Annotated in this window: 24 protein-coding genes; 16 read left to right on the forward strand and 8 right to left on the reverse strand. The window is 66.1% G+C overall.

Going from position 1 to position 21,687, the window contains the following annotated elements:
• Positions 1-63: 63 nt before the first annotated feature.
• The gene (locus IAG39_RS05460) at positions 64-996 is read right to left on the reverse strand and encodes a LysR family transcriptional regulator (RefSeq protein WP_118932932.1); all 933 of its coding nucleotides are present in this window, start codon (positions 994-996) and stop codon (positions 64-66) included.
• 150 nt (positions 997-1,146) lie between these two features.
• Here IAG39_RS05460 and IAG39_RS05465 point away from each other — a divergent pair, with 150 nt between their 5' ends.
• The 5 genes from IAG39_RS05465 (at position 1,147) to IAG39_RS05485 (ending at position 6,055) form a co-directional block, all read left to right on the forward strand.
• The gene (locus IAG39_RS05465) at positions 1,147-1,941 is read left to right on the forward strand and encodes an enoyl-CoA hydratase (RefSeq protein ID WP_118932933.1); all 795 of its coding nucleotides are present in this window, start codon (positions 1,147-1,149) and stop codon (positions 1,939-1,941) included.
• Entirely contained in the window at positions 1,941-3,077 is a 1,137-nt protein-coding gene (locus IAG39_RS05470; RefSeq protein ID WP_059378713.1) for a CaiB/BaiF CoA transferase family protein, read from the forward strand. Before IAG39_RS05465 ends, IAG39_RS05470 begins: the two co-directional genes overlap by 1 nt.
• A gap of 39 nt (positions 3,078-3,116) precedes the next feature.
• On the forward strand, positions 3,117-4,028 hold the full coding sequence (locus IAG39_RS05475) for a LysR family transcriptional regulator (protein ID WP_059378714.1): 912 nt from the start codon (positions 3,117-3,119) through the stop codon (positions 4,026-4,028).
• Between the two features lie 114 nt (positions 4,029-4,142).
• The gene (locus IAG39_RS05480; RefSeq protein ID WP_118932934.1) at positions 4,143-5,135 is read left to right on the forward strand and encodes a Bug family tripartite tricarboxylate transporter substrate binding protein; all 993 of its coding nucleotides are present in this window, start codon (positions 4,143-4,145) and stop codon (positions 5,133-5,135) included.
• Between the two features lie 158 nt (positions 5,136-5,293).
• A complete protein-coding gene (locus tag IAG39_RS05485) occupies positions 5,294-6,055 on the forward strand; it encodes a class II aldolase/adducin family protein (protein WP_059378717.1) in 762 nt (253 codons plus the stop codon).
• A gap of 43 nt (positions 6,056-6,098) precedes the next feature.
• Here the strand turns inward: IAG39_RS05485 and IAG39_RS05490 are convergent, their stop codons facing one another.
• Entirely contained in the window at positions 6,099-6,608 is a 510-nt protein-coding gene (locus tag IAG39_RS05490) for a DUF1993 family protein (protein WP_059378719.1), read from the reverse strand.
• Between the two features lie 138 nt (positions 6,609-6,746).
• On the opposite strand from IAG39_RS05490, the gene IAG39_RS05495 reads away from it, so the two are divergent.
• The 5 genes from IAG39_RS05495 (at position 6,747) to IAG39_RS05515 (ending at position 10,618) form a co-directional block, all read left to right on the forward strand.
• On the forward strand, positions 6,747-7,490 hold the full coding sequence (locus tag IAG39_RS05495; RefSeq protein WP_059378721.1) for a GntR family transcriptional regulator: 744 nt from the start codon (positions 6,747-6,749) through the stop codon (positions 7,488-7,490).
• 10 nt (positions 7,491-7,500) lie between these two features.
• A complete protein-coding gene (locus IAG39_RS05500) occupies positions 7,501-8,358 on the forward strand; it encodes a sulfite exporter TauE/SafE family protein (RefSeq protein WP_118932935.1) in 858 nt (285 codons plus the stop codon).
• Positions 8,355-8,663, forward strand: coding sequence for a DUF1634 domain-containing protein (locus IAG39_RS05505; protein ID WP_059378725.1), 309 nt, complete (start codon positions 8,355-8,357; stop codon positions 8,661-8,663). Before IAG39_RS05500 ends, IAG39_RS05505 begins: the two co-directional genes overlap by 4 nt.
• Before the next feature lie 71 nt (positions 8,664-8,734).
• Positions 8,735-9,523 carry an alpha/beta fold hydrolase gene (locus IAG39_RS05510; RefSeq protein ID WP_059378728.1) on the forward strand — a complete coding sequence of 263 codons (789 nt, stop codon included), beginning with the start codon at positions 8,735-8,737 and terminating at the stop codon, positions 9,521-9,523.
• Between the two features lie 90 nt (positions 9,524-9,613).
• Positions 9,614-10,618, forward strand: a complete 1,005-nt coding sequence (locus tag IAG39_RS05515) for a Dyp-type peroxidase (protein ID WP_118932936.1) — start codon at positions 9,614-9,616, stop codon at positions 10,616-10,618.
• 29 nt (positions 10,619-10,647) lie between these two features.
• On the opposite strand, the gene IAG39_RS05520 is transcribed toward IAG39_RS05515, so the two are convergent.
• A complete protein-coding gene (locus IAG39_RS05520; RefSeq protein WP_118932937.1) occupies positions 10,648-11,424 on the reverse strand; it encodes a hypothetical protein in 777 nt (258 codons plus the stop codon).
• 160 nt (positions 11,425-11,584) lie between these two features.
• Between IAG39_RS05520 and IAG39_RS05525 the strand changes: the two genes are divergently transcribed.
• The 3 genes from IAG39_RS05525 (at position 11,585) to IAG39_RS05535 (ending at position 15,560) form a co-directional block, all read left to right on the forward strand.
• Complete coding sequence (locus IAG39_RS05525; protein WP_059378734.1) at positions 11,585-12,634, forward strand: NADP(H)-dependent aldo-keto reductase; 1,050 nt, start codon at positions 11,585-11,587, stop codon at positions 12,632-12,634.
• 191 nt (positions 12,635-12,825) lie between these two features.
• Positions 12,826-13,257 (forward strand): YciI family protein, encoded by a 432-nt coding sequence (locus IAG39_RS05530; RefSeq protein ID WP_059378736.1) that lies wholly within the window; start codon positions 12,826-12,828, stop codon positions 13,255-13,257.
• Between the two features lie 113 nt (positions 13,258-13,370).
• On the forward strand, positions 13,371-15,560 hold the full coding sequence (locus IAG39_RS05535) for a TonB-dependent siderophore receptor (protein ID WP_410469171.1): 2,190 nt from the start codon (positions 13,371-13,373) through the stop codon (positions 15,558-15,560).
• On the opposite strand, the gene IAG39_RS05540 is transcribed toward IAG39_RS05535, so the two are convergent.
• Positions 15,550-16,368, reverse strand: a complete 819-nt coding sequence (locus IAG39_RS05540) for a metallophosphoesterase (RefSeq protein ID WP_118932938.1) — start codon at positions 16,366-16,368, stop codon at positions 15,550-15,552. The genes IAG39_RS05535 and IAG39_RS05540 overlap by 11 nt on opposite strands.
• A gap of 99 nt (positions 16,369-16,467) precedes the next feature.
• On the opposite strand from IAG39_RS05540, the gene IAG39_RS05545 reads away from it, so the two are divergent.
• The 3 genes from IAG39_RS05545 to IAG39_RS05555 all read left to right on the forward strand — a co-directional run bounded on the left by IAG39_RS05545 (position 16,468) and on the right by IAG39_RS05555 (position 18,625).
• Entirely contained in the window at positions 16,468-16,878 is a 411-nt protein-coding gene (locus IAG39_RS05545) for a lysozyme inhibitor LprI family protein (RefSeq protein WP_059378742.1), read from the forward strand.
• 8 nt (positions 16,879-16,886) lie between these two features.
• Entirely contained in the window at positions 16,887-17,531 is a 645-nt protein-coding gene (locus tag IAG39_RS05550) for a DNA-3-methyladenine glycosylase I (protein WP_118932939.1), read from the forward strand.
• Between the two features lie 86 nt (positions 17,532-17,617).
• Positions 17,618-18,625 carry a helix-turn-helix domain-containing GNAT family N-acetyltransferase gene (locus tag IAG39_RS05555; protein WP_118932940.1) on the forward strand — a complete coding sequence of 336 codons (1,008 nt, stop codon included), beginning with the start codon at positions 17,618-17,620 and terminating at the stop codon, positions 18,623-18,625.
• On the opposite strand, the gene IAG39_RS05560 is transcribed toward IAG39_RS05555, so the two are convergent.
• From IAG39_RS05560 to IAG39_RS05575, 4 genes are all read right to left on the reverse strand, one after another.
• Positions 18,593-19,288 carry a pentapeptide repeat-containing protein gene (locus IAG39_RS05560; RefSeq protein WP_118932941.1) on the reverse strand — a complete coding sequence of 232 codons (696 nt, stop codon included), beginning with the start codon at positions 19,286-19,288 and terminating at the stop codon, positions 18,593-18,595. The two genes, IAG39_RS05555 and IAG39_RS05560, sit on opposite strands and share 33 nt — an antisense overlap.
• A 39-nt stretch (positions 19,289-19,327) precedes the next feature.
• The gene (locus IAG39_RS05565; RefSeq protein WP_118932942.1) at positions 19,328-19,978 is read right to left on the reverse strand and encodes a response regulator; all 651 of its coding nucleotides are present in this window, start codon (positions 19,976-19,978) and stop codon (positions 19,328-19,330) included.
• A 165-nt stretch (positions 19,979-20,143) separates the two neighbouring features.
• Positions 20,144-20,560 carry a gas vesicle accessory protein GvpU gene (gene gvpU / locus IAG39_RS05570; RefSeq protein ID WP_187523982.1) on the reverse strand — a complete coding sequence of 139 codons (417 nt, stop codon included), beginning with the start codon at positions 20,558-20,560 and terminating at the stop codon, positions 20,144-20,146.
• 99 nt (positions 20,561-20,659) lie between these two features.
• Positions 20,660-21,643: a helix-turn-helix transcriptional regulator gene (locus IAG39_RS05575; RefSeq protein ID WP_059378755.1), complete on the reverse strand. Its 984-nt coding sequence runs from the start codon at positions 21,641-21,643 to the stop codon at positions 20,660-20,662.
• Between the last annotated feature and the right edge of the window lie 44 nt (positions 21,644-21,687).

The raw sequence follows: 21,687 nt of genomic DNA on the forward strand, positions 1-21,687 counted from the left end.
TCGACGCGCTAATGATGGAAGCGGTCCATCATGCAAACAATTGATTAATTATCATGAAGGCATTCAAGAAAGAGATGAATCGCCAGCCGCCGCGGGCTGCCCCTGTTCTGCAAGATGGGCTTCGAAAGCGGCGAGAAATGCGGCCGCGGCGCGCGACAGCCGGTAGTCGGCACGGCGCAGGACGGACAGCTCATGCAGGGCCTGGGGCCGGTCGGCGATGCACAGCGCCTTCAGCCCCATTTCCTGGCAGACATGGCGCACGTAGCCCGGCATGACCGTGATGCCCATGCCGCCGCGGATCATGGCGAAGGCGGTGGTCAGGCTGCCGGTCTGCGCCACGCTGCGCACCGTCAGTCCCTGGTCCTGCAGGATCTGGTCCATCTTGCGGCGCACGGTGTAGGTGCCGCGCAGCAGGATGTGCGGGTAGCGCGCCAGTTGGCGCCAACGCGCCTCTTCGCATAGCGCCAGCGGGTGGTCGGCCGGCACCACGGCATACATGGGGCCGCGGTAGACGACGCGGCAGTCCAGCCGCGGATCCTGGCTTTCCAGCGCCACCAGCCCCAGGTCGGCCTTGCCGTGCAGGACATGCTCGGTGGCCTCGTCGCCGGTGAGTTCGTGCAGGTCGAAGACGATGTTGGGATGACGCGCATGGAATTGCGCCACCACGGGCGCGATCAGCGTGTGCATCATGATGGGCGAGGCCGCGACGGAGACCTCGCCGCGCTCCAGTCCGGCCAGGCTGCTCAGGCTGCGTTCGGCCGCGCGCAGCGATCCGAAGGTTTCCTGCGCGTAGGCATACAGCTCTGCTGCGCCTTCCAGCAGCTCGACGCCACGCGCGGAGCGCTCGAACAGCGCCATGCCTATCGCCTTCTCCAGTTCGGAGCACAGCTTGCTGACGGTGGACTGCGTCAGGTTGAGCGCCTCGGCGGCGCGGGTGAAGTTCTTCAGCTCGTACACGGCGCAAAAGGCCCGGAGCTGGCGCAGCGTGATACCCATGGTGCGACTCCCGCAAGAGGCGGCTATCGTACCCAAGCCGCCAGCGGTTCGGTATTTATTCCATTCCAGACTTATTTCATGAAAATTACTCGTTTGTTGTGATGAAACCTCGCCCTTAGCATCGGTGGCATGACCCTAGCTGGAGTTTCCATGACTGCGCCTATTCCCGCCTTTTCCCATGCCCTCGTGACCCGCGACGCGCGTGGCGTCTATACCCTGCAGATCCACGACGCCAAGAGCCTGAACATCCTGGCCTCGGCGGTCACGCTGAGCCTGACCGAGGCCGCCCGCTGGATTGCGGCCCAGGACGACGCCCGCGCGGTCGTCATCCGCGGCACGGGCGAGCGCGCCTTCGTGGGCGGCGCCAACATCTATGAAATGGCCGAGCTCGATCCGCAAGGCGCGCGCGAGTTCATCACCCGGCTGCGCGACCTGTGCGACGCCGTGGCCGCGATCCCCGTTCCCACGATTGCCCGCATTCCGGGCTTCTGCCTGGGCGCCGGCATGGAGCTGGCCGCGGCCTGCGACATCCGCCTGGGATCGACCGACGCGGTCTTCGGCATGCCCGAAGTGCGCGTGGGCATTCCGTCCGTGATCCATGCCGTGCTGCTGCCGGCCATCATCGGCCCTGGCCCCACCAACTGGCTGCTGTTGACCGGCGAGACCGTGGACGCGGCCCAGGCCCGCCAGTGGGGCTTCCTCGAATTCGTCAGCGAAACCGGCGGGCTGGACGCCCTGGTCGAACGCACCGTGACGCCCATCGCCGAAAGCGGACCGCTCGCCGTGCGCTCGCAGAAGGCGCTGCTGCGCTACTGGAGCGAGTCCAGCGTCGAAGCCGGCCTGGACCGCAGCGTGGCGGCGTTCGGCGAGGCCTTCACCAGCGACGAGCCGCGCCGCTACATGGCGCCCTTCGTCAACCGCAAGAAGCACCAGGAGGCCAAGTAATGGCCGGCCCGCTCGCGGGCGTGCGCGTCATCGACATGACGTCGGTGGCCATGGGGCCGTACGGCACGCAGATCCTGGCAGACATGGGCGCCGAGGTCATCAAGGTCGAGGCGCCCGAAGGCGACGTGTTCCGAACCTCCGCCCCGGCCGCGAGCCCGGGCATGGGGCCGGCCTACCTGAATCTCAACCGCAACAAGTACAGCGTGACGCTGGACGCCAAGACGCCGGCCGACCGCGACAGCCTGCTGCGCCTGATCGACGGCGCCGACGTGTTCGTGTCCAACGTGCGCCCGGCGGCCCTGGCGCGCCTGGGCCTGGACGCGGATACGCTGCGCGCGCGCAATCCGCGCCTGATCCATTGCTCGGCCGTGGGTTTCGGCCAGGACGGCCCCTATGCGGCGCGCCCGGCCTTCGATGACATCATCCAGGCCATGAGCGGCCTGGCCGACCTGCAGGGCCGCAACAGCGGCGCGCCTGCCTACGTCAACACCATCCTCGCCGACAAGGTGGCGGGGCTGACGCTGGCCTACGCCATACCCATGGCGCTGTACGAGCGCGAGCGTTCGGGGCAGGGGCAGGCCGTCGAAGTCCCCATGTTCGAGACCCTGGTGTCCTTCACGCTGATCGAGCACATGAGCGGCCACAGCTTCGTGCCGCCGCGCGGACCCATGGGCTACAGCCGCGTGCTGTCGCCGCAGCGGCGTCCCTACCGCACGCGCGACGGCTACCTGGCGCTGCTGCCATACACCGACGCGCAGTGGCGGCGCTTCTTCGCCCTGGCCGAACGCGCCGACCTGGCGGCGGACGCGCGCTATGTCGACGCGTCCTCGCGCGCGCGGCACTTCGACGAGCTCTATCAGGACCTGGCGGACATCGTCGCCTTGCGCGGCACCGGGGAATGGCTGGCGCTGCTGGCGGACGCGGACATTCCGCATTCGCGCGTGAACACGCCGGAAGCCCTGTTCGAGGATCCGCATTTGAAGGCGACGGGATTTTTCCAACGCGTGGAACATCCGACCGAAGGGCCGCTGATGGCCGCCGGCATCCCGGTGCGCTTCTCGCGCACCCCGGGCGAGATCAGGCGCCAGGCCCCGCGCCAGGACGCCGATCGCGATATGCTCGAGCCTGCGCGCTGAGGCCGGCATGGCCGGCGGCGCCTGGCGGCGACTTCGACCATGAACATCACTCTCAAGCAATTGCGCGTGTTTTGCGCGCTATACGAACTGCGCAGTTTCACGGCGGCCGCGCGCGCGGCCTTCGTGACCCAATCGGCCGTCAGCAAGCTCTGCGCCGAACTCGAGGCCGAGGTCGGCCAACCGTTGTTCGAGCGCTCCACCCGCAGCGTCACTCCCTGCGACGGCGCGGCGGATTTCTACGCCTACGCCCAGGAAATCCTGGGCACCGTGCGCGCCGCCGAGCGCAGCATGTCCGGCCTGCGCACGCTGGAGCGCGGCACGGTGGGCGTGGCCACTTCGCCGCTGATGATGGTCGGCCTGCTGGGCGAGGTGGTGGCCGACTATCACCGCGCGCATCCCAGCGTGAAGCTGGACCTGTTCGAGCTCTCCACCGACGACACCATCGAGCATGTGCGCAACGGCCGCGCCGACTTCGGCATCGTCTCGGTCGAAACCCCTTCGGAAGAGCTGGCCACGCGAGTCATCTATCGCGACACCATGTACGCGGTGTGCGCGCCGCGCCATGCGCTGACGCGCAAGCGTTCGGTGTCGTGGGCCGACGTGGCCGCTCACGATCACATCATGCTGCGCAACGTGTACAGCGTGCGACGCAGCTTGGACCGCGTGGCGGCCGACCTGAACCTGGAGTTCCGCTACCGCATCGAGGCCGGCATGCTGACCTCGGCGCTGAAGCTGGTCGGCGCGGGACTGGGGATAACGGTCGTGCCCGGCTATGCCTGCGACCTGGCGCGGCAGCTGGGCCTGCGCATCCTCGCCATCGACGGCGCGCGCAAGCACGGACATGAACTCTGGCTGATCCAGAGGCGCAACGCGCGGCTGTCGCTGGCGGCTTCGGCCTTCCTGCAGGCGACCGAGGAATATCTGCGGCAGCGTCAGGCTTCAGAGAATTAATCCTGGTTTGGAATAAGTCTATGAAAATTAGTCCCTTGTTGGGATAAGCGGGTCGCAAGCATCATACGGTCAGAGTTCAAGAGGCCGACCCGCGGCCCCTCACAGGAGACAAGCATGATCCGACCGTTCGGCGTCCGCCGCCGCCTGCTGGCCGCCGGCAGCCTCACCGTCCTGACCGCCCTTGCGGGCGCGCTGCCGTCCACCGCGCTGGCGCAGGGCGCGTATCCCGACAAGCCCATCACCATCGTCGTGCCGTTCTCGCCGGGCAGCGCCACCGACACCAGCGCGCGCATCATCGCGGAGAAGCTCGGTCCGCGCTTGAACGTGCCCGTCGTCATCGAGAACAAGCCCGGCGCGTCCGGCACCATCGGCGCCTCGTTCGTCGCGCGCGCCCAGCCCGACGGCTACACGCTGATCCTCACCAGCAGCTCGACGCACTCGGCCACGCCGGCGCTGTTCCGCAAGCTGCCGTTCGATCCCACCGGCGATTTCACCCACGTCGTGCGTATCGCGACCATCCCGATGATGCTGGTGGTGCGCGAGGACGCGCCCTACAAGTCGCTGCAGGAACTGGTCAAGGCCACGCAGGCCAAGCCCCTGAACTACGCGTATGGTTCGCCCACCAGCCAGATCGCTGGCGCCACCTTTAACACCGTGGCGGGCGCCGCGGCCAACGGCGTGCCGTACAAGAGCCAGCCGCCGGCCGTGACCGACCTGCTGGGCGGCCACGTCGACTACCTGTTCGCCGACCTCTCTGTCGTGACCTCGTTCATGCAGGCAGGCAAGCTGCGCGGACTGGCCTACACGGGCCATGAACGCGCCAAGGAATTCCCCAGCGTGCCGACGCTGGCCGAACTGGGCTACCAGAAGTTCGACCTGGTCGTGTGGGTCGGCGTGGCCGTGCCGGCCAAGACGCCCGACGCCATCGTGCAGAAGCTGAACCAGGAAGTCGCCGCCATCCTGCGCGAGCCGGACGTGCTGCAACGCTTCGAATCCCTGGGCATGCAGGTCTCGCCCAACACCGTGGCCGAGCACCAGGCCTTCGCACAGTCGCAGCGCCAGGTCTGGACCCAGCGCGCGGTCGACGCGAAGATCGAACCGCAGTAAGCGGCGGGAAACGAGGAGGGCGCCCGGCGGGCGCTTTTTTCATGGGGCGCGGTGACCGCTCCCTGGCCGCGTCCCGTGCTTGCCACCACCAAAACGAATAAAGTGCCAGGCAGTGTCCGCCCCATCACGGCGGGCAATCATCAAAACACGGAGACGACATGGATACCGTAGGCAAGGGCGCCAGCGTGCGCGAACAGGTCAGCGCAACGGAATGGGAGGTCCGCAAGGATCTGGCGGCGCTATATCGGTTGGTGGCGCTGTTCGGCTGGGACGATCTGATCTTCACCCATATCACGGCCAAGGTGCCGGGGACCGAACATTTCCTGATCAACCCCTACGGCATGATGTTCGACGAAATCACGGCATCGAGCCTGGTCAAGATCGACCTGGACGGACGCAAGGTGATGGAGTCGGAGTACGACATCAATCCCGCCGGTTTCACCATCCATAGCTGTATCCACGCTGCCCGCAAGGACGCGATGTGCGTGCTGCATACGCATTCCATCAACGGCGTGGCGGTGTCGGCGCAGAAGGCCGGGCTGCTGCCGCTGTCGCAGTTCGCGTTCATCGTGCTGCGGTCGCTCGGCTACCACGACTACGAAGGCCTGGCGCTCAATCCCGAGGAACAGCCGCGCCTGGTGCGGGACCTGGGCAGCAACACCTATCTCATCCTGCGCAACCATGGCCTGTTGACCGTGGGGCAAAGCATGGCCGAAGCGTTCCAGGCCATGCACCGGCTGGAGGCCGCCTGCATGGTGCAGGTGCGGGCCCAGGCCGGCGGCGAACTGACCTACATCCCGCCCGACATCCTGAAGAACGCCACGGTGGAATCGCAGGCCGACCGCGCGCACAAGGCCATGCTGGCCTGGCCGGGACTGCTGCGCCGCCTGGACCGCCGCAACCCGGGCTACGCGGAGTAGCAGCCGGGCGCGGGCCCCAAAGGCTGGGGCCCGCTGAAACGGATCAGTACTTGCCCATGTAATCGCGCTTGCCGATTTCCACGCCGTTGTGGCGCAGGATGTCGTAGGCCGTGGTCACGTGGAAGAAGAACTGCGGCAGCCCATAGTGCAGCAGATAGGCGCTGCCGCTCAGCTTCTTTTCCTTGGGCGTGCCCGGGCGCAGCACGATTTCGCGCGCTTCGCTTTGCGCGAATTGTTCGGGGCTGAACGAACCCAGGTGTTCCAGCGTCTTGGCGATCAAGGCTTGCAGGCCCGCGAAGCTGGTTTCGCTATCAGGCCACGAAGGCACTTCCGCGCCAGCCAGGCGCGAGGCGATGCCCTTGGCGAAATCCGCAGCGATCTGCACCTGGCGCGCCAGCGGGAACATGTCGGGGAACAGGCGGGCGCCCAGGTAGGCGTCCGCATCGATGTTCTTCTCCGTGGCGTGGGCTTCCGCTTTCTTCAGCACGTCGGACAGGGCCGACAGCATTTGCGTCAGGACGGGAACGGAGGCGCTGTGCATGAAATTGCTCATATCGTGTCTCGCTTGAGAGTGGGCGCCGGCGCGGGAGGCGCCGGGCAGGCTTGCGAAGACTACCAGTTGCCGGCGTTGTCATCCGTAACGCGTCTTGATGCTTTAGTCATCATGACATCATGATGTTATGATGGCTTCATGAAAAACGACGCCGAATATGCTCCTCTTTATGCCCGGGTGGAAATGGCCTTGGCCGCGGAAATCTCGTCCGGCAGCCTGTCGCCTGGCGACAGGCTGCCGACGGAAGACCAGCTGATCGAGCGCTTCGCGGTCAGCCGCAGCACGGTGCGCAAGGCGGTGGAAAACCTGGTCGCGCGCGGGCTGGCGGAGATCCGGCGCGGCAAAGGCACGTTCGTCACGGAACCCAAGCTGACGCAGACGCTGACGGCCCTGAGCGGATTTGTCGAGGACATGACCGCGCTCGGCCGCCGGGCGACGGCGCGCCTGCTGGACAAGCGGCCGGTGCCGGCCACGGAAGACGTCGCGCGCCAACTGGGCGTGGCGCGCGGCGCGATGGTCTATCGCATCGAGCGCGTGCGGCTGGCGGACGGCGTGGCCATGTCGTTCGATGAAACCTATCTGCCGCTGGACGTGGGCGAAAAAGTCGCCAGCAACGACCTGGAGGCCGAGCCCATCTTCGACCTGCTGGAGCTGCGCTACGACCTGCCTCTGATCGAGGCCGAGTACCAGCTGGAAGCGGTCACGGCGGACGAACGCGTCGCGCAGGCGCTGGGCGTCGCGGCGGGAAGCCCGATTTTCCTCATCGAGCGCACGTCCTACACCGAGGCGCAGCGGCCGGTGGACTACGAAAAGCTGTACTACCGCGGCGACCTGATCCGCTTCAGCACCCGGCTGTCGCGCCAGCCGCGCAAGCCAACCTGAACCGGCGGCCATGGAGACCTCGACGATCTTCTGGCTGTTCGCCGCCGCCTTCGGCGCCAGCGCGCTGGGCGGGGTGCTGGGGATGGCCAGCGGCATCTTCATCGTGCCCATCCTGACGTTGCTGTTCGGCGTGGACATCCATGTGGCCATCGGGGCCAGCATCATCTCGGTAATCGCCTGTTCCTGCGGCAGCGCCGCGCCGTTCCTGAAAGGGCGGCTGACCAACGTCAGGCTGGCCATCGTCCTGGAAACGGCCACCACGCTGGGGGCGCTGACCGGCGTGTTCCTTATCGGCATCGTCTCGACCGGATTTCTCTACGGCCTGTTCGCGGTCATCCTGGCGCTGTCCGCGCAGCAGATGCTGGCGCGCCGGCGCGAGGCCGTCGCCAGCCCGCCAGGCGCCGCCAGCTGGGCCACCGCGCTGCGCCTGCACGCAAGCTTTCCCGACCGCGCGCTGGGCCGCGAGGTGCACTACCAGGTGGACCGGGTGCCGTTGGGCTTGTCGCTGATGTATGGCGCGGGCCTGATTTCGGCCTTGCTCGGCATAGGCTCGGGCGTGCTCAAGATCCCGGCCATGGACGCCGCGCTGAAGCTGCCCATCAAGGTCTCGTCGGCGACGTCCAACTTCATGATCGGCGTGACCGCCGCCGCCAGCGCGGGCGCCTATTTCGTGCGCGGCGACATCGACATCGGCATCGCCGGACCGGTCGCGCTGGGCTCGGTCGCGGGCGCCTTGCTCGGCGCCCGCCTGCTGATGGGCCTGCCGGCGGACAAGCTGCGGCTCTTCTTCGTGATCGTGCTGTCCTTGCTGGCGGTGCAGATGCTGCTGAGCGCGTTGGGCGTGCATATTCCGGGAGGCCCGGCATGACGCAGGCGCTGGACAAACAGGCGCGGCGCGACCGCGTCATCGCCGGCTTGCTGTGGTACGGAACCTGGCTCGCCTCGGCCCTCATCGCCGCCGGCATGGCTGTGGATTTTCTGTTGCCCGCGCATGGCGGCCTGCGGGATCTTGAACTCGTCAAGGCCGGGGTGGCCCTGTTCATCGTGCTGCCGGTGGCGCGGGTGGCGCTGATGCTGGCCATCTTCCTGCGCGAGCGCGACTACGCCTACACGGCGATTTCCGCGCTGGTCCTGCTTATCATCGCCGCAGGCGTCGTGTCCGGACTGCGGTGAGGCTGCCGGCTTTCCTATAATCGGAGCGCGGTGCGGTGGCGCATCGCCGCATACTTTCGCCAGGACTTTTCATGCTTGCCATTACCAGCCAGGATGTCTACGTGCACACCAGCCAGGGCCGCCTTTTCGCGCGGCGCTGGGACCCCGCCGGGGAGGCCGCGGCCGCAGCGCCCATCGTGCTGTTCCATGATTCGCTGGGTTGCGTGGAGTTGTGGCGGGATTTTCCCGAACAACTGGCGCAGGCCACCGGGCGCAGCGTCATCGCCTATGACCGCCTGGGCTTTGGCCGCTCCGATCCCAATACCGCCGTGTTCGAACCCGGCTTTGTGCAAGACGAAGCGCAGGACGGATTCCGCAGCCTGCGGGCAGCGCTGGGCGTCGGCCCCTATGTGGGGTTCGGTCACAGCGTGGGCGGCGGCATGGCCGTCTGCAGCGCTGGCGTGTACGCAGAAGATTGCCGGGCGCTGATCACCGAGTCCGCGCAGATGTTTGCCGAAGACCGCACGCTGGAAGGCATCCGGGCCGCCAAGCGGAACTTCGCCGAACCCGGCCAGCTGGACCGCCTGAAGAAGTACCACGGCGAGAAAGCCGAATGGGTGCTGGGCGCGTGGATCAACACCTGGCTGTCGCCCGAGTTTGCCGCCTGGAACCTGGACGAGCAATTGCGCCAGGTGCGTTGCCCCGTGCTTGCCCTGCATGGCGAAATCGACGAGTACGGTTCCCCCAAGCACCAGGAAAAGATCGCGGCGCTGGCCGGCGGCCGCCCCGTGCTGCTGGAGAACTGCGGGCATGTGCCGCACCGCGAGCAAAGCCGCATCGTGCTGGATGTGGTGAGCGAGTGGTTGAGGGCGGTGCCGTAACCAATCGGGTGCGCCCATACACAGTCCGCGCTTAGAATCAGACTAGCCCTTCCGCGCCGCCGCGCTCGCATTCTTGAGGTCCCCGATCCGATGTCTGACCGTCAACCCGTATCCCAAGCCGTCCACAACACGACTACCCGCCACGCGATTTTCATTGTGGCCACGCTCAACGAGGGCGCCGCCGCCGCCGAAACCGTGCGCGGCTGGTGCGCCGATGTCGGCGGCCTCGTCCGCACCGTGGGCACGCGCGCGCCCGAGCAGAATCTTTCCTGTGTCACCGCCTTCGGCTCCAAGGCCTGGGACACGCTTTTCGGCGCGCCGCGCCCCACCGCGCTGCATCCTTTCCGCGAGTTCGGTTCGGGCGAACGATTGGCCGTCGCGACGCCGGGTGACCTGCTGCTGCATATCCGCGCCGACTCGATGGATTTCTGTTTCGAACTGGCCACCTTGCTGCTGGGCGGCCTGGGCGATGCCGTGACGGTCGTGGATGAAGTCCATGGCTTTCGCTACTTCGACCGGCGCGCCATCATCGGCTTCGTGGACGGGACCGAGAATCCGGAAGGGCAGGAGGCGTTCGACTTCACCGTCATCGGCGACGAAGATGCCGAGTTCGCCGGCGGCAGCTACGTGCTGGTGCAGAAGTACCTGCACGACATGAAGGCCTGGAATGCGCTGACGGTCGAAGGCCAGGAAGGGGTCATCGGCCGCCACAAGTGGTCCAACGTGGAACTCGACGACGACATCAAGCCCTCGTCCTCGCACAGCGCCCTGACAACCATCGAGGAAAACGGCCAGGAACTGAAAATCCTGCGCGACAACATGCCGTTCGGCCGGCCGGGATCCGGGGAATTCGGCACCTACTTCATCGGCTATGCGCGTTCGCCGCGTCCCATCGAGCTGATGCTGGAGAACATGTTCGTCGGACGTCCGCCCGGCAATTACGACCGCCTGCTCGACTTCAGCCACGCGGTCACGGGCGGCCTGTTCTTCGTGCCGTCGTCAGAGTTGCTGGAAGCGCTTGCCGAGCGCAGCCCGGCGGCCTGTGCGGACGCGGGCGAGCCTGCGGCCGCTGCCCTGGCCAGCAAGGCGAACTGAAGCTCCAGAGCCTGGAGCAGGGGCGCTGCCTACCGCTCCTGCTCCAGCGTTGCCTTCATCCGCACCATGCTTTCCTGGCTGACCATGATGACGCCGCTGGCTGGCTGGTCGATGTCCAGGATGAAGGTCAGCACCAGGGAAATCAGCGTGGCGAACAGGCCGGTCGAGATCAGCCGCCTGCGCTTGTGCAGCCCGGTGCCGTAGGCGATGAAACCCATTGCGCCGCCGGTGACGATGAAGAGCAGATAGAAGACGGGCTCGGGCACGTGGTTTTCCAGCGCGACGCGGCGCTTTTCGTTGACCTGCGCCATTTCGTTGATAGCCTGGATGAACATGACCGTGGATATCGAGGGCGGATTCTCCAGGACGCTCGCAGCCGTGCTCCGGATCTGGCGCTCGATGCGCCGCGAGGCCGCGCCGGCTGCCGCCAGGCGCTCCTTGTCGTTGTCGGCGTCGCTGAACTCCAGCGCCGTCGTCGTGTACTCCAGCAAGAGCTTGGCGATGGGTTCGCGCGCGGCCGCAGGCAGCAGCTGCGAGCGCCAGTAGGCATTGCCGATGGCGTTGGCCTCTTCCAGCACCAGGTTCTTGCGCGTCTCGAAACGCGTCACCGACATCGCGAAGGTAAAGCCCAGCAGCAGCGCCAACAGGCCCAGCAAGGCGGTCTGGAGCGCGCCGATGTGGGTCTTGGCGGCGTCGTCGGATGCGCGGCGGCGCTTGCGCCCCAACCGGAAGCCCAGCTCGATGATGGCCAGGCAAACGATGACGCAGATGAAAAACACGTAGGTTTCATCAATTTCGCGCAGCACGTTGATTTCCGGTGGTTATTTGCGGATAGAGCGTATGCCGAGTGCGGCGCGGCGGGCAAGGGGCGAATAACCCGCAGCCGCGGAACGTTGCCAGGTATTTGAAAAGCGTCTTGGAGTAAGGTGTCGCTTCCCTAGTAAGCGACACAGCACGGAGCAGAAATTGAAATACCGCAAACTCGGCCGTACCGACCTGGATGTCAGCCTGATCGGACTGGGCACCATGACCTGGGGCGAGCAGAACACCGAAGCCGAGGCGCACCAGCAGCTCGACTACGCCCTGGAGCGTGGCATCAATCTGGTTGACGTCGCCGAAATGTATCCCGTGCCGCCCAAGCCCGAAACGCAGGGCCTGACCGAAACCTATATCGGCACCTGGCTGGCGCGCAGCAAGCGCCGCCAGGACATCGTGCTGGCCAGCAAGGTGGCGGGCCCCGTGCGCGACGCGAAGCGCCCTGGCCACATCCGCGACGGCAAGACCCACCTTGACCGCAAGAACCTCACCGCGGCGCTGGACGCCAGCCTGAAGCGCCTGCAGACGGACTACCTGGACCTGTATCAGCTGCATTGGCCCGACCGCACGACGGCCACCTTCGGCAAGCTGTCCTATCCCTGGGTCCAGGATGAATACACCGTGCCGATCGAGGAAACCCTGGAAGTGCTGCAGGACTTCGTGCGGGCCGGCAAGGTGCGCCACATCGGCGTGTCCAATGAAACGCCCTGGGGCGTGGGGCAGTTCCTGCGTCATGCCGAGAACAAGGGCTTGCCGCGTATTGCAACCATCCAGAACGCCTACAGCCTGCTGAACCGCGTCTACGAGATCGGTTTGTCCGAGTACTCGCACCACGAAGGCGTGGGCTTGCTGGCCTACTCGCCGCTGGCGATGGGCATGCTTTGCGGCAAGTATCTGGACGGCGCGCGCCCGGCCGGCGCCCGCCTGACGCTCTATACGCGCTTCACCCGCTACAGCAACGAGCAGGCCGAGATCGCCACCCGCGCCTACGTCGAGCTGGCGCGCGCGCACGGCATTTCGCCCACGCACCTGGCGCTGGCCTGGGTCAACCAGCGCCCCTTCGTCACCAGCAACCTGATCGGCGCCACCACGCTGGAACAGCTGAAGGAGAACATCGACAGCGTGGACGTGACCCTCTCGACCGAGGCGCTGGAGGCAATCGACAAGATCCACGCGCGCCAGCCGAATCCGGCTCCGTGATGCGCTGACCGCCCCGTCCGCCATGGCGGCCAGAACCCATGACGCTTTCCGGGGCGTCATGGGTTTTTTCATGGAGGATGCCGATCCGGCCACGGATACACTTTTTTTCCTGGCGGCTGTCGATTTCGTCTGGCGCGGTTCGTCGTGTCGATGGAGCATGCAAGTTCCACCATCCACACAAGGAGACCGAGATGCGATTCATGGTTCAAGTCAGGGCCACCGCCGATAGCGAGGCAGGGGTAATGCCCACCCAGCAACTGCTGGCCGACATGGGGCGGTACAACGAGGAGCTGGTCAAGGCGGGCGTGATGCTGGCGGGCGACGGCCTGAAACCCAGTTCCAAGGGCGCGCGGGTGCATTTTTCCGGTAGCAGCAGGCAGGTGATAGACGGCCCCTTCGCGGAAACCAAGGAGCTGATCGCCGGCTACTGGCTCTGGGAGTGCGCCTCGCTGCAGGAGGCGATCGAATGGGTCAAGCGCTGCCCCAATCCGATGCCCGGCCCGTCCGATATCGAGATCCGTCCGCTGTACGAGGCCGATGACTTCGGCGAGGAGTTCACGGCGGAGCTGCGCGCCCAGGAGGAGCGGCTGCGCGATCAGTTGGAGAAAGCGTCCAAGCAGTGAACCGCAGGGCCAGAGCGGCATGGGGGAAAGTTCGCAGTTGATAATATAATTGCGAATCAGTCTTGTTTATAAGAAATTGCCATTTCTTCCCCTCCCGCTCTGGAGAATTCAACGTGGTCCGTCCCGCTTCCGCCAGGAAGTGCCGCGCGCGCAAGCACGCGCGGCATGCAGTTGCGCCCTATGCCCTAGCCCTGACCCTGGGCATCGTTCATTCCGCGGGCGTCCATGCCCAGGGCGCCACGGCGCCGCCGCCCAAGGACGCGGGGGATGCGCAAGGCGTGGCTCAGTTGCCGGCGGTGACCGTCAACGCGACCTCGGTGGACGACACGCTGGAACATCTGTCCGCGCCGGTGAACAGCGGGGCGTTGGGCAACCGCAGCCAGCTGGAGACGCCGTTTTCCACGACCGTGGTCACTGCCGCGGATATCGAGGAGCGGCAGGTCAACAAGCTGGGCGACGTGTTCGCCCTGGACGCATCCGTCACCGACAACAGCGCCTCCTATGGGGCCTGGGCAAGCTACTTGAGCGTACGCGGCCTGCCGCTGGATTGGCAGAATTCCTACCGCATCGACGGCAAGCCCTTCCTTAGCTACGTCACGACCTTGCCTTACGAGCACTTCGAGCAGATCGACCTGCTCAAGGGCGCATCCGGTTTCATGTACGGCTTCGGATCGCCGGGCGGCTTGATCAACTACGTCACCAAGAAGCCGACCGACGAGCCGGTGCGCAGCATCGAACTGGGTTATGTGTCCAAGGGACTTTTGCGCGAACACGTCGACCTGGGCGGACGCGTGGGCGGCGACGGCCGGTTCGGCTATCGCCTGAACGCCACGCACGAAGAAGGCAATACCTACAACGGCGGCTCGTTGTACCGGGATTCGGTGTCGCTGGCGCTGGACGCCCGCCTGACCGACAAGCTGAGCTGGGACTTCCAGTCCATCTACCAGAACCGCAAGGCGATCGGCCAGGAGCCGACCATCTACGCCGGGCAGATGGCGGGCTCGGAGCTGCCGTCGCCGGTGCGCAACGACAACGGCAGGATGGTGGGCGAGGGGCCGTATGCGGACAATAAATTCCGCTTCTACTCGACCGGACTGAAGTACCAGCTGTCTTCCGATTGGTCGGTGCGCACCGACTACAGCTACAGCTCCACCCGCACCCGCCGCAATGAATCGGTGCTGTTCCTGCAGAACCAGGCGGGCGACTACCAGGACTACCGCTCGGACTACGGCGAGGCCTATGCCTACAACCAATGGCAAGGCATGCTCGAAGGCCGGTTCAGCACCGGCCCGCTGAAACACCTGGTGGTGGCGGGCGCGTCGTGGCAAAAGCAGAAGAACGACTACAGCGTCGACGGCGTGTACCAGCTGCAAGGCACGGGCAACCTGCGCACGCAGAACACCAACACCTATTACAGCCAGGGCGGCCTGGATCTGTATCGCGCCGCCGAGATCACGCAGAAGGCGCTGTTCGCGAGCGACACCATCGATCTGACCGGCGGCTGGTCCGTGCTGGGCGGCCTGCGCTACACCGACTACGAACAGGTCGGCTTCAATGCGGCGGGCGTGCGCAATTCGCGCTACGAAAAGAACGGCGTGCTGACGCCGACGGTGGCGCTGATGTACAACATCACGCCGCAGACCATGGCCTATGCCAGCTACATCGAGTCGCTGGAGCCGGGTTCGTCGGTGGGCAATACCTACGCCAACTTCGGCGCGCTGCTGGACCCGCTCAAGAGCAAGCAGTATGAACTGGGCATCAAGACCAACCAGGACGGCTGGGCCGCCACGGCGGCGCTGTTCCGCATCGAGAAGAAGGCGGAATACACCAACGCCGCCAATGAGCTGGTGCAGGACGGCAAGTCGATCTACCAAGGCCTGGAGCTGGGCGCCTCCACGCGCATTGCGACGAATTGGAACGTGGGCGGCAGCCTGATGTTCCTGGACTCGGAATACAAGAAGGGCTCCAGCTTCACCGGCAACCGCGTCGCGGGCGCGCCCAAGTTCGTCGCCGCCGCCCAGGTTGCGTATTCGGTGCCGCAATTGCCGGGCCTTAAGCTCAGGGCCGACGTGAAGTACACCGGCAGCACCATGTTGGGCGCTTCGAACGCGGTCCAGGTACCCGACTACGCCATCGTTAACATCGGCGCCACCTACGACACGCGCATCTACGGCTACGAAACCACGTTCCGCGCGGGCATCAACAATCTGGCCGACAAGCGTTACTGGCTATACCAGTCGCCGGACTACGTGAAGGCGGGCGACCCGCGCACCTATGCCTTGAGCGCCAGCCTCAAGTTCTAGGCGCCGTCACGTCCCACAGGCGGTCAGGCGCAAAGTCCTGCTGTTCGCCCTTCTTGGCGTAGCCCAGCGGATTGGCCACGATGCGGCAGCCATTCTTCACATAGTCCTGCGGACAGTGGAGATGGCCGTGCATCCAGACGTCGGCCAGGGGCAGCAGGGCGTCCAGCGCATTGCAGAACCCCGCTGTGCCGGGGGTGACGCCGTAACGCGGATCCGCGCTCGCCAAGGTGGGGGCGAAGTGGGTAATGGCCACGGTGGGGCCGTCGTGCGGCGCGCGCAGCGCGTCTTGCAGCCATTGCTGGCAGAGCAGCCCCTGTTCGCGCATCTGCTCGGCCATGAAGGGCGCGCCGTTGCGGCGCATCTCGGCCTTTTCCAGATAGAAGTCCGCCGCGCGGAAAGCTTTTTCGCGCTTCTTCAATGCCCCGCCGACGGTGTCGCCGGGCGCGGCCAGCGCGTCGAAGTCCGTCCACAGCGTGGTGCCGACAAAGCGCACGCCATCGATGACCAGCGTCTCGCGTTCCAGCCAGTGGATGCCGAGTTCGCCGCAAAGCTCGCGCAGCCGTGCGTGGGTCTCATCGAAATCGACGTTGTCGTATTCGTGATTGCCGGGGACATAGACCACCGGCGTGGGCCAGCCCTTGTTCGGCGCATAGCTGCCCAGGCCGAAGTCGTCGCCGGTCATGAGCGAGCCGCGGCGGTACGAGCCGACGTCTCCAGCCAGCACCAGCAGATCGGCGCCGGGCGCGGGCCGGGCCAGGAAATCAGGATCGGTTTCAAGGTGCAGGTCGGAGAGCAATTGGATCTTCATAGCCGCCATCTTAGGCCACCGGCGGCCCAGCCGCCGCTGCGAGGGGTCTTTGTTCCATGCGACACTTTCCGGGTTCACCAGCCATACAGGAGGAATTCCATGCGTATCGCCATCATGACGGCCGCTGCCGCGCTTGCGTTGGCCGCAAGCGCGCAGGCGCAGCCGCTGGATTGCGGCAACGCGGCTACGCAGACGGACATGAGCCTGTGCGCCGACCAGGCGTACCGCAAGTCCGACGCCGCCCTGAACGCTGCCTACAAGGAAGTGACCGCGCGCCTGAAGAACGACAGGGCCGCGACGACCCAGCTGCACGCCGCCCAGAAGGCCTGGCTGTTCTTTCGCGATGCGGAGTGCGCCTTCGCGTCCAGCAGCACGTCCGGCGGCAGCGCCTATCCCATGACGCTGAGCCTGTGCCTGGACAAGCTGACGCAGGCGCGCACCAAGGAGTTGCAGGCCTACCTGAAGTGCGAGGAAGGCGACCTGAGCTGCCCGGTGCCGGGCAAGCAGTAAGCCGCCGCATGAAGACCGATGAGATGAGCAAGAGCGATCCGGGCCTGATCACCGACGAGCAGGGCGTGGCGCGCTGCTTCTGGCAGCCGTCCATGCCCGACTATCACGACCACGAATGGGGCAGGCCGGTGGCGGATGACCGCCGCCTGTACGAGAAGATCTGCCTGGAGGGCTTTCAGGCCGGCATGGCGTGGATCACGATCCTGCGCAAGCGCGAGGCGTTCCGCGCGGCCTTCGACGACTTCGACTTCGAGCGGGTGGCGCGCTACACGGAGCGTGACGTCGAGCGCCTGATGGGCGACGCGGGCATCGTGCGCAACCGTAGCAAGATCGTGTCCGCCATCAACAATGCCAAGCGCGCACGCGCCCTGGCCGACGAAACGGGTTCATTGTCGGCCTGGCTCTGGAGCCATGAGCCGCCGGCCCAGGACCGCCCCGCGACCGTGGACCTGGATTACTGGAACGGCAATCCGACCTCGCCGGCGTCGGCGGCGCTGTCGCGCGACCTGAAGAAGCGCGGCTGGACCTTCGTGGGCCCGACGACCATGTACGCCTTCATGCAGGCCGTGGGCATGGTCAACGATCACATGAGCGGCTGCGTCTGCCGCCAGGCGGTCGAGGCGGCGCGGGTGGGGTTCAAACGGCCGAAATAGGCCGCGGCAGGGCTGGCGCAAAACAAGTTGAGTTGGTTGCGATTCGCAAGTATATTGGTTGCGAACCGCAACTTTAAGGGCGCGCCATGGACTTGATCGACACCCCCATCCAATCTCGCGATCAGACCATCCGGGATCTGCGGGAGTTCTCCCGCAAACTGGTGCGCGAGCTGGGCTTCATGCGCAGCTCGCTGGCCGGCAGCGAGCTGGCGCCGTCCGCCGTGCACGCCATCATCGAGATCGGCCTGCAGCCGGGCATCCAGGCGCGCGACCTGGCGGCCATCCTCAGGCTGGACAAGTCCAATACCAGCCGGCAGGTCGCCAAGCTGGAATCCGCCGGGCTGTTGACGCGCGAGGCCGACAGTGCAGACGCGCGCTCGTCGCGGCTGTACCTGAGCGCGGAGGGAGCCCGGCTGCGTACGCAGATCGACCAGTTCGCCACCGACCAGGTTTCGCGGGCATTGCGTCAACTGGCGCCCGAGGACCAGCAGTCGCTGATCCGCTTTCTTTCCCTGTATGCCGACGCCCTGTCGCACGAGAACCCCAACACCGCGTCCGCCGTCACGGGCGGCGTCGCCGAGCAGATCCACGCCGGCTACCTGCCCGGCTGCATCGGCGACGTGGCCAGCCTGCATGCGCGCTATTACGCGCAGGCCTCGGGATTCGGCGTGTACTTCGAACGCAAGGTGGCGACCGAGCTGGCCGAGTTCGCCGAAGGCCTGCCCGCCGCCGGCAAGAACATCTGGCTGTACGCCGACAACGGCAGGACGCTGGCCTCCATCGTCATCGATGGCGATCTTGCCGCCCGCGAAGCGCATCTGCGCTGGTTCATCGTCGACGAGTCGCTGCGCGGCATGGGCGTGGGCCGCGCCCTGCTGGAGCGGGCCATGGCGTTTGTCGACGCTCACTACGACGAGACCTACCTGTGGACCTTCAAGGGGCTGGATGCGGCCAGGCATCTCTACGAGGCAGCCGGCTTCACGCTGGCCGAGGAGTCCGAAGGCCGCCAGTGGGGCAGCGTGGTGGTCGAACAGCGCTTTGTCCGCCGCGGGCGGCGCGCCTCAGATCACGCTGATGCGCAGCTCGGCCAGTAGGGCTGCCGCCTGAGTCTTGGATATGGTGGCGCCTGCCAGGCGCGCGGCCGAATTCAGGTCCAGGCCGCCCAGGTCGGCTTCGCGCAGGTCGGCGCCTTCGAAGCGGACATTCTTCAGGATGGCGTTGCGCAGGCTGCCGCCATGGAACACGGTGTCGCGGAAATCGCTGCCGGTCAGGTCGGCATCGGAGCAGTCCAGGTGCCGCACATCGGTCTTGCGAAACGACACGCCGCGCAGCAGCGCGCCGACCAGCAGGCATTCCTCCAGCGACCAGCCCAGGCAGGCGATGCCGTCGAAGTCGCTGCCGGTGAGCTTGCAGCCCTGGAAACGGGCAGCGGCCAGCCGGGCGCGGCGCCAGTTGGCATTGTTGAGATCGCAGTTTTCAAAGACGGCATCGCTGGCGTCGCACGAGGCGAAATCCACCTGGCCGCCGCGGCAGCGCAGCCAGACGGCGTCCGCCAGCGTGGCGCCCTGAAAGGAGGCGCCAGCGATCGCGCAGGCCGTCAATTGCAGGCCGCGCAAATCCAGGCGCGAGAAATCCGCGTCCTGGAAGTCGCAGTCCTGGAACGAGAGCGGGCGGCCCGCCGAGCGTTCGATCATGGCCTGCATCAGCTTGCGGTCCACTTCCTGGCCCGTCACCGTCTCGATTGATTCTTGCGTCATGTCGCAAGTTCCTGCCTGAATTTCTGGAAAGGGGACAGCCTACTGGAAGATTTCGCTTTCGACGCAGAAGGCGATCAGTTCCTGGTCGGTGCGGACGTTGAGCTTGCGCATGGCCGAGATCTTCTGGCCGCTGACTGTCTTGACGCTGCGCTTCAAGGCGTCGGCCACCTGCATCATGGATTCGCCGCGGATGAAGTGGCGCAGCACTTCGAATTCCTTGGGCGAAAGGCTGTTGATGCGTTCACCGATGAACTTGCTGCGCTCATCGGCGGCGCCGTCGCGCTGGAAGCCGGGCGGATAGTACTTGCGGCCGGCATGCAGCGTTTCCAGCGCGGTCATGATCTCGGTGAGGTTGTCGCGCTTGAGCACCACCGCGGCCACGCCGGCGTCGTAGAGCGCCGAGATGATCATGGAATTCGACACCATGGTCAGCACCACGATCTGGACTTCCGGGTAATGCCGCGTCAGGTATTTGACCAGGCGGATGCCGTCACCGTAGGTGTCGTCGCCGGGCATGGAATAGTCGGTGATCACCACGTGCGGCATATCGCGTTGCAGGTGCTGGACCAGCGCGGTCGGCCCGGACAGGGTGGCCGTGACCTCGAAATTGAGGTCCTTTTCCAGCAGGTCGCGCATCCCCATCAAGACCAGGGAATGGTCGTCGACCAGGACGATACGGAGTCTTTCCATGCGGGGGAGTGACTTCAAGCGAGCCCTTGCTGCAACTGGGGAGATGGCGGTCGGACTCATGGTTGGGTGGGAGGCAAACCGATAGCGTAGTGGTTTTTGCGTAGCGGCGCGCCCCGCGCCCGAGAACCGGAGCGGGGAACGCGCGCAACAGGGAGATCGGCGGCCTCAGCCGGCCGCTTCTTCTTGCAGGCGGCCCAGGACGAAGCCGTCGACAGCGCTGGTGCGGCCGCGCCACAGCGTGGGCTGTCCGGCGATCGGGGTGCCGTCGGCAGTGAAGAACAGCGCGTCGGCGAGATGGATGTAGTTCGGCAGCGGGTCGGCGGGTTGGGGCACGCGGAAGACGTCGCCCAGTTCCGCCAGCGAGGCATGCACGGCCTTGCGGGTGGCGTCGTCCACCTTGTCCAGCGAGTCCGTGAAGCTGGCGGCGAAGCTGTCGAAGTACTCCGCGCCGGACACGATGGAACCCGACACCAGCATGCCGCCCATCTGCAGGGTCACGCCGATGCTCTCGATCTGGCTGCCGTTGTTCACCAGGTTGACGAGGAATTGCAGGAAGGCGTCGGCGTCGGGAACGTTGCTCATGGCGTGATTCTTGGAAATGTTTGGAAAGCAATCAAGATACTCGAATCGCGGGCGAAATACACAGAATGGGATAGGCCGAAAAACAACCAAATCCGACCGCTATCTCCCCGCTTTGGGAGCTGTCATTTTTTCCAGGCTGCGCCCCAACCGTTCGCTGGCCAGCCGCAGGCGGTCCTGCAGCGCCGCAGGCGCCAGCACCTCGAATTCGACGTCCAGCGCCATCAGCCAGTAAACCAGCGCGTCCAGGCTGGGCACGGCGCATTGCAGCACGCAGCGCGCTTCGTCCAGCGCGTCGATCTGGCCGGCGCCCGGCGGGATGCGCGCAGCCATGACGGCGCGCGGCGCATGCAGGACCACGCGCGCCGGTTCCGGATGCGGCGCCATGTTGACCGAGCGCGAGACATAGGCGCGCAGGTCGCCGCCTTCGGGCGGCGGGCGCGGGGCGAAATGCGCGCCGACTTCCGGGGCGCCCGCGATGCGGTCGATACGGAAGGTGCGCCAGTCCTCGCGCGCGGGGTCCCAGGCCACCAGATACCAACGGTATCCGGTATGCGCCAAGCCTTGCGGCTCCACCAGCCGGGTGCTGGCCCGGCCCTTGCCGTCCGCATAGTCGAAGCCGACTCGCAATTGGTCGCGGCAGGCGGCTGCCAGCGTGGCCAGCAGGGTGGCGTCGACGGCAGCGCCGTCGCGCGGGATCGGCACGATGGCCGAGCGCAGGGCGTCGACCCGGTGGCGCAGGCGCTGAGGCATGACCTGCTCCAGCTTCACCAGCGCCCGCAGCGCGGTTTCCTCGATGCCGCCCACCGTGCCCGTGGCGGCCGTGCGCAGGGTGAGCGCCACGGCCAGCGCTTCATCGTCGTCCAGCAGCAGGGGCGGCAGCGCCTTCCCCGCGCGAAAGGCATAGCCGCCGGCCACGCCGCTGCTGGCATGGACGGGGTAGCCCAGTTCGCGCAGCTTGTCGATGTCGCGCCGCAGGGTGCGGGGGTGAATCGCCAGCGTCGCGGCCAGCTCGGTTCCGGCCCAATGGCGGCGGGTCTGCAGCAGCGACAGCAGGCGCAGGAGGCGGTTGCTGGAAGTAAGCATGGCGGCACGATAACGCGTATTGAGGGCGGAATCTGTCCTCAATG

Source organism: Achromobacter xylosoxidans (assembly GCF_014490035.1).
Taxonomy (GTDB): Bacteria; Pseudomonadota; Gammaproteobacteria; order Burkholderiales; family Burkholderiaceae_B; genus Achromobacter; species Achromobacter bronchisepticus_A.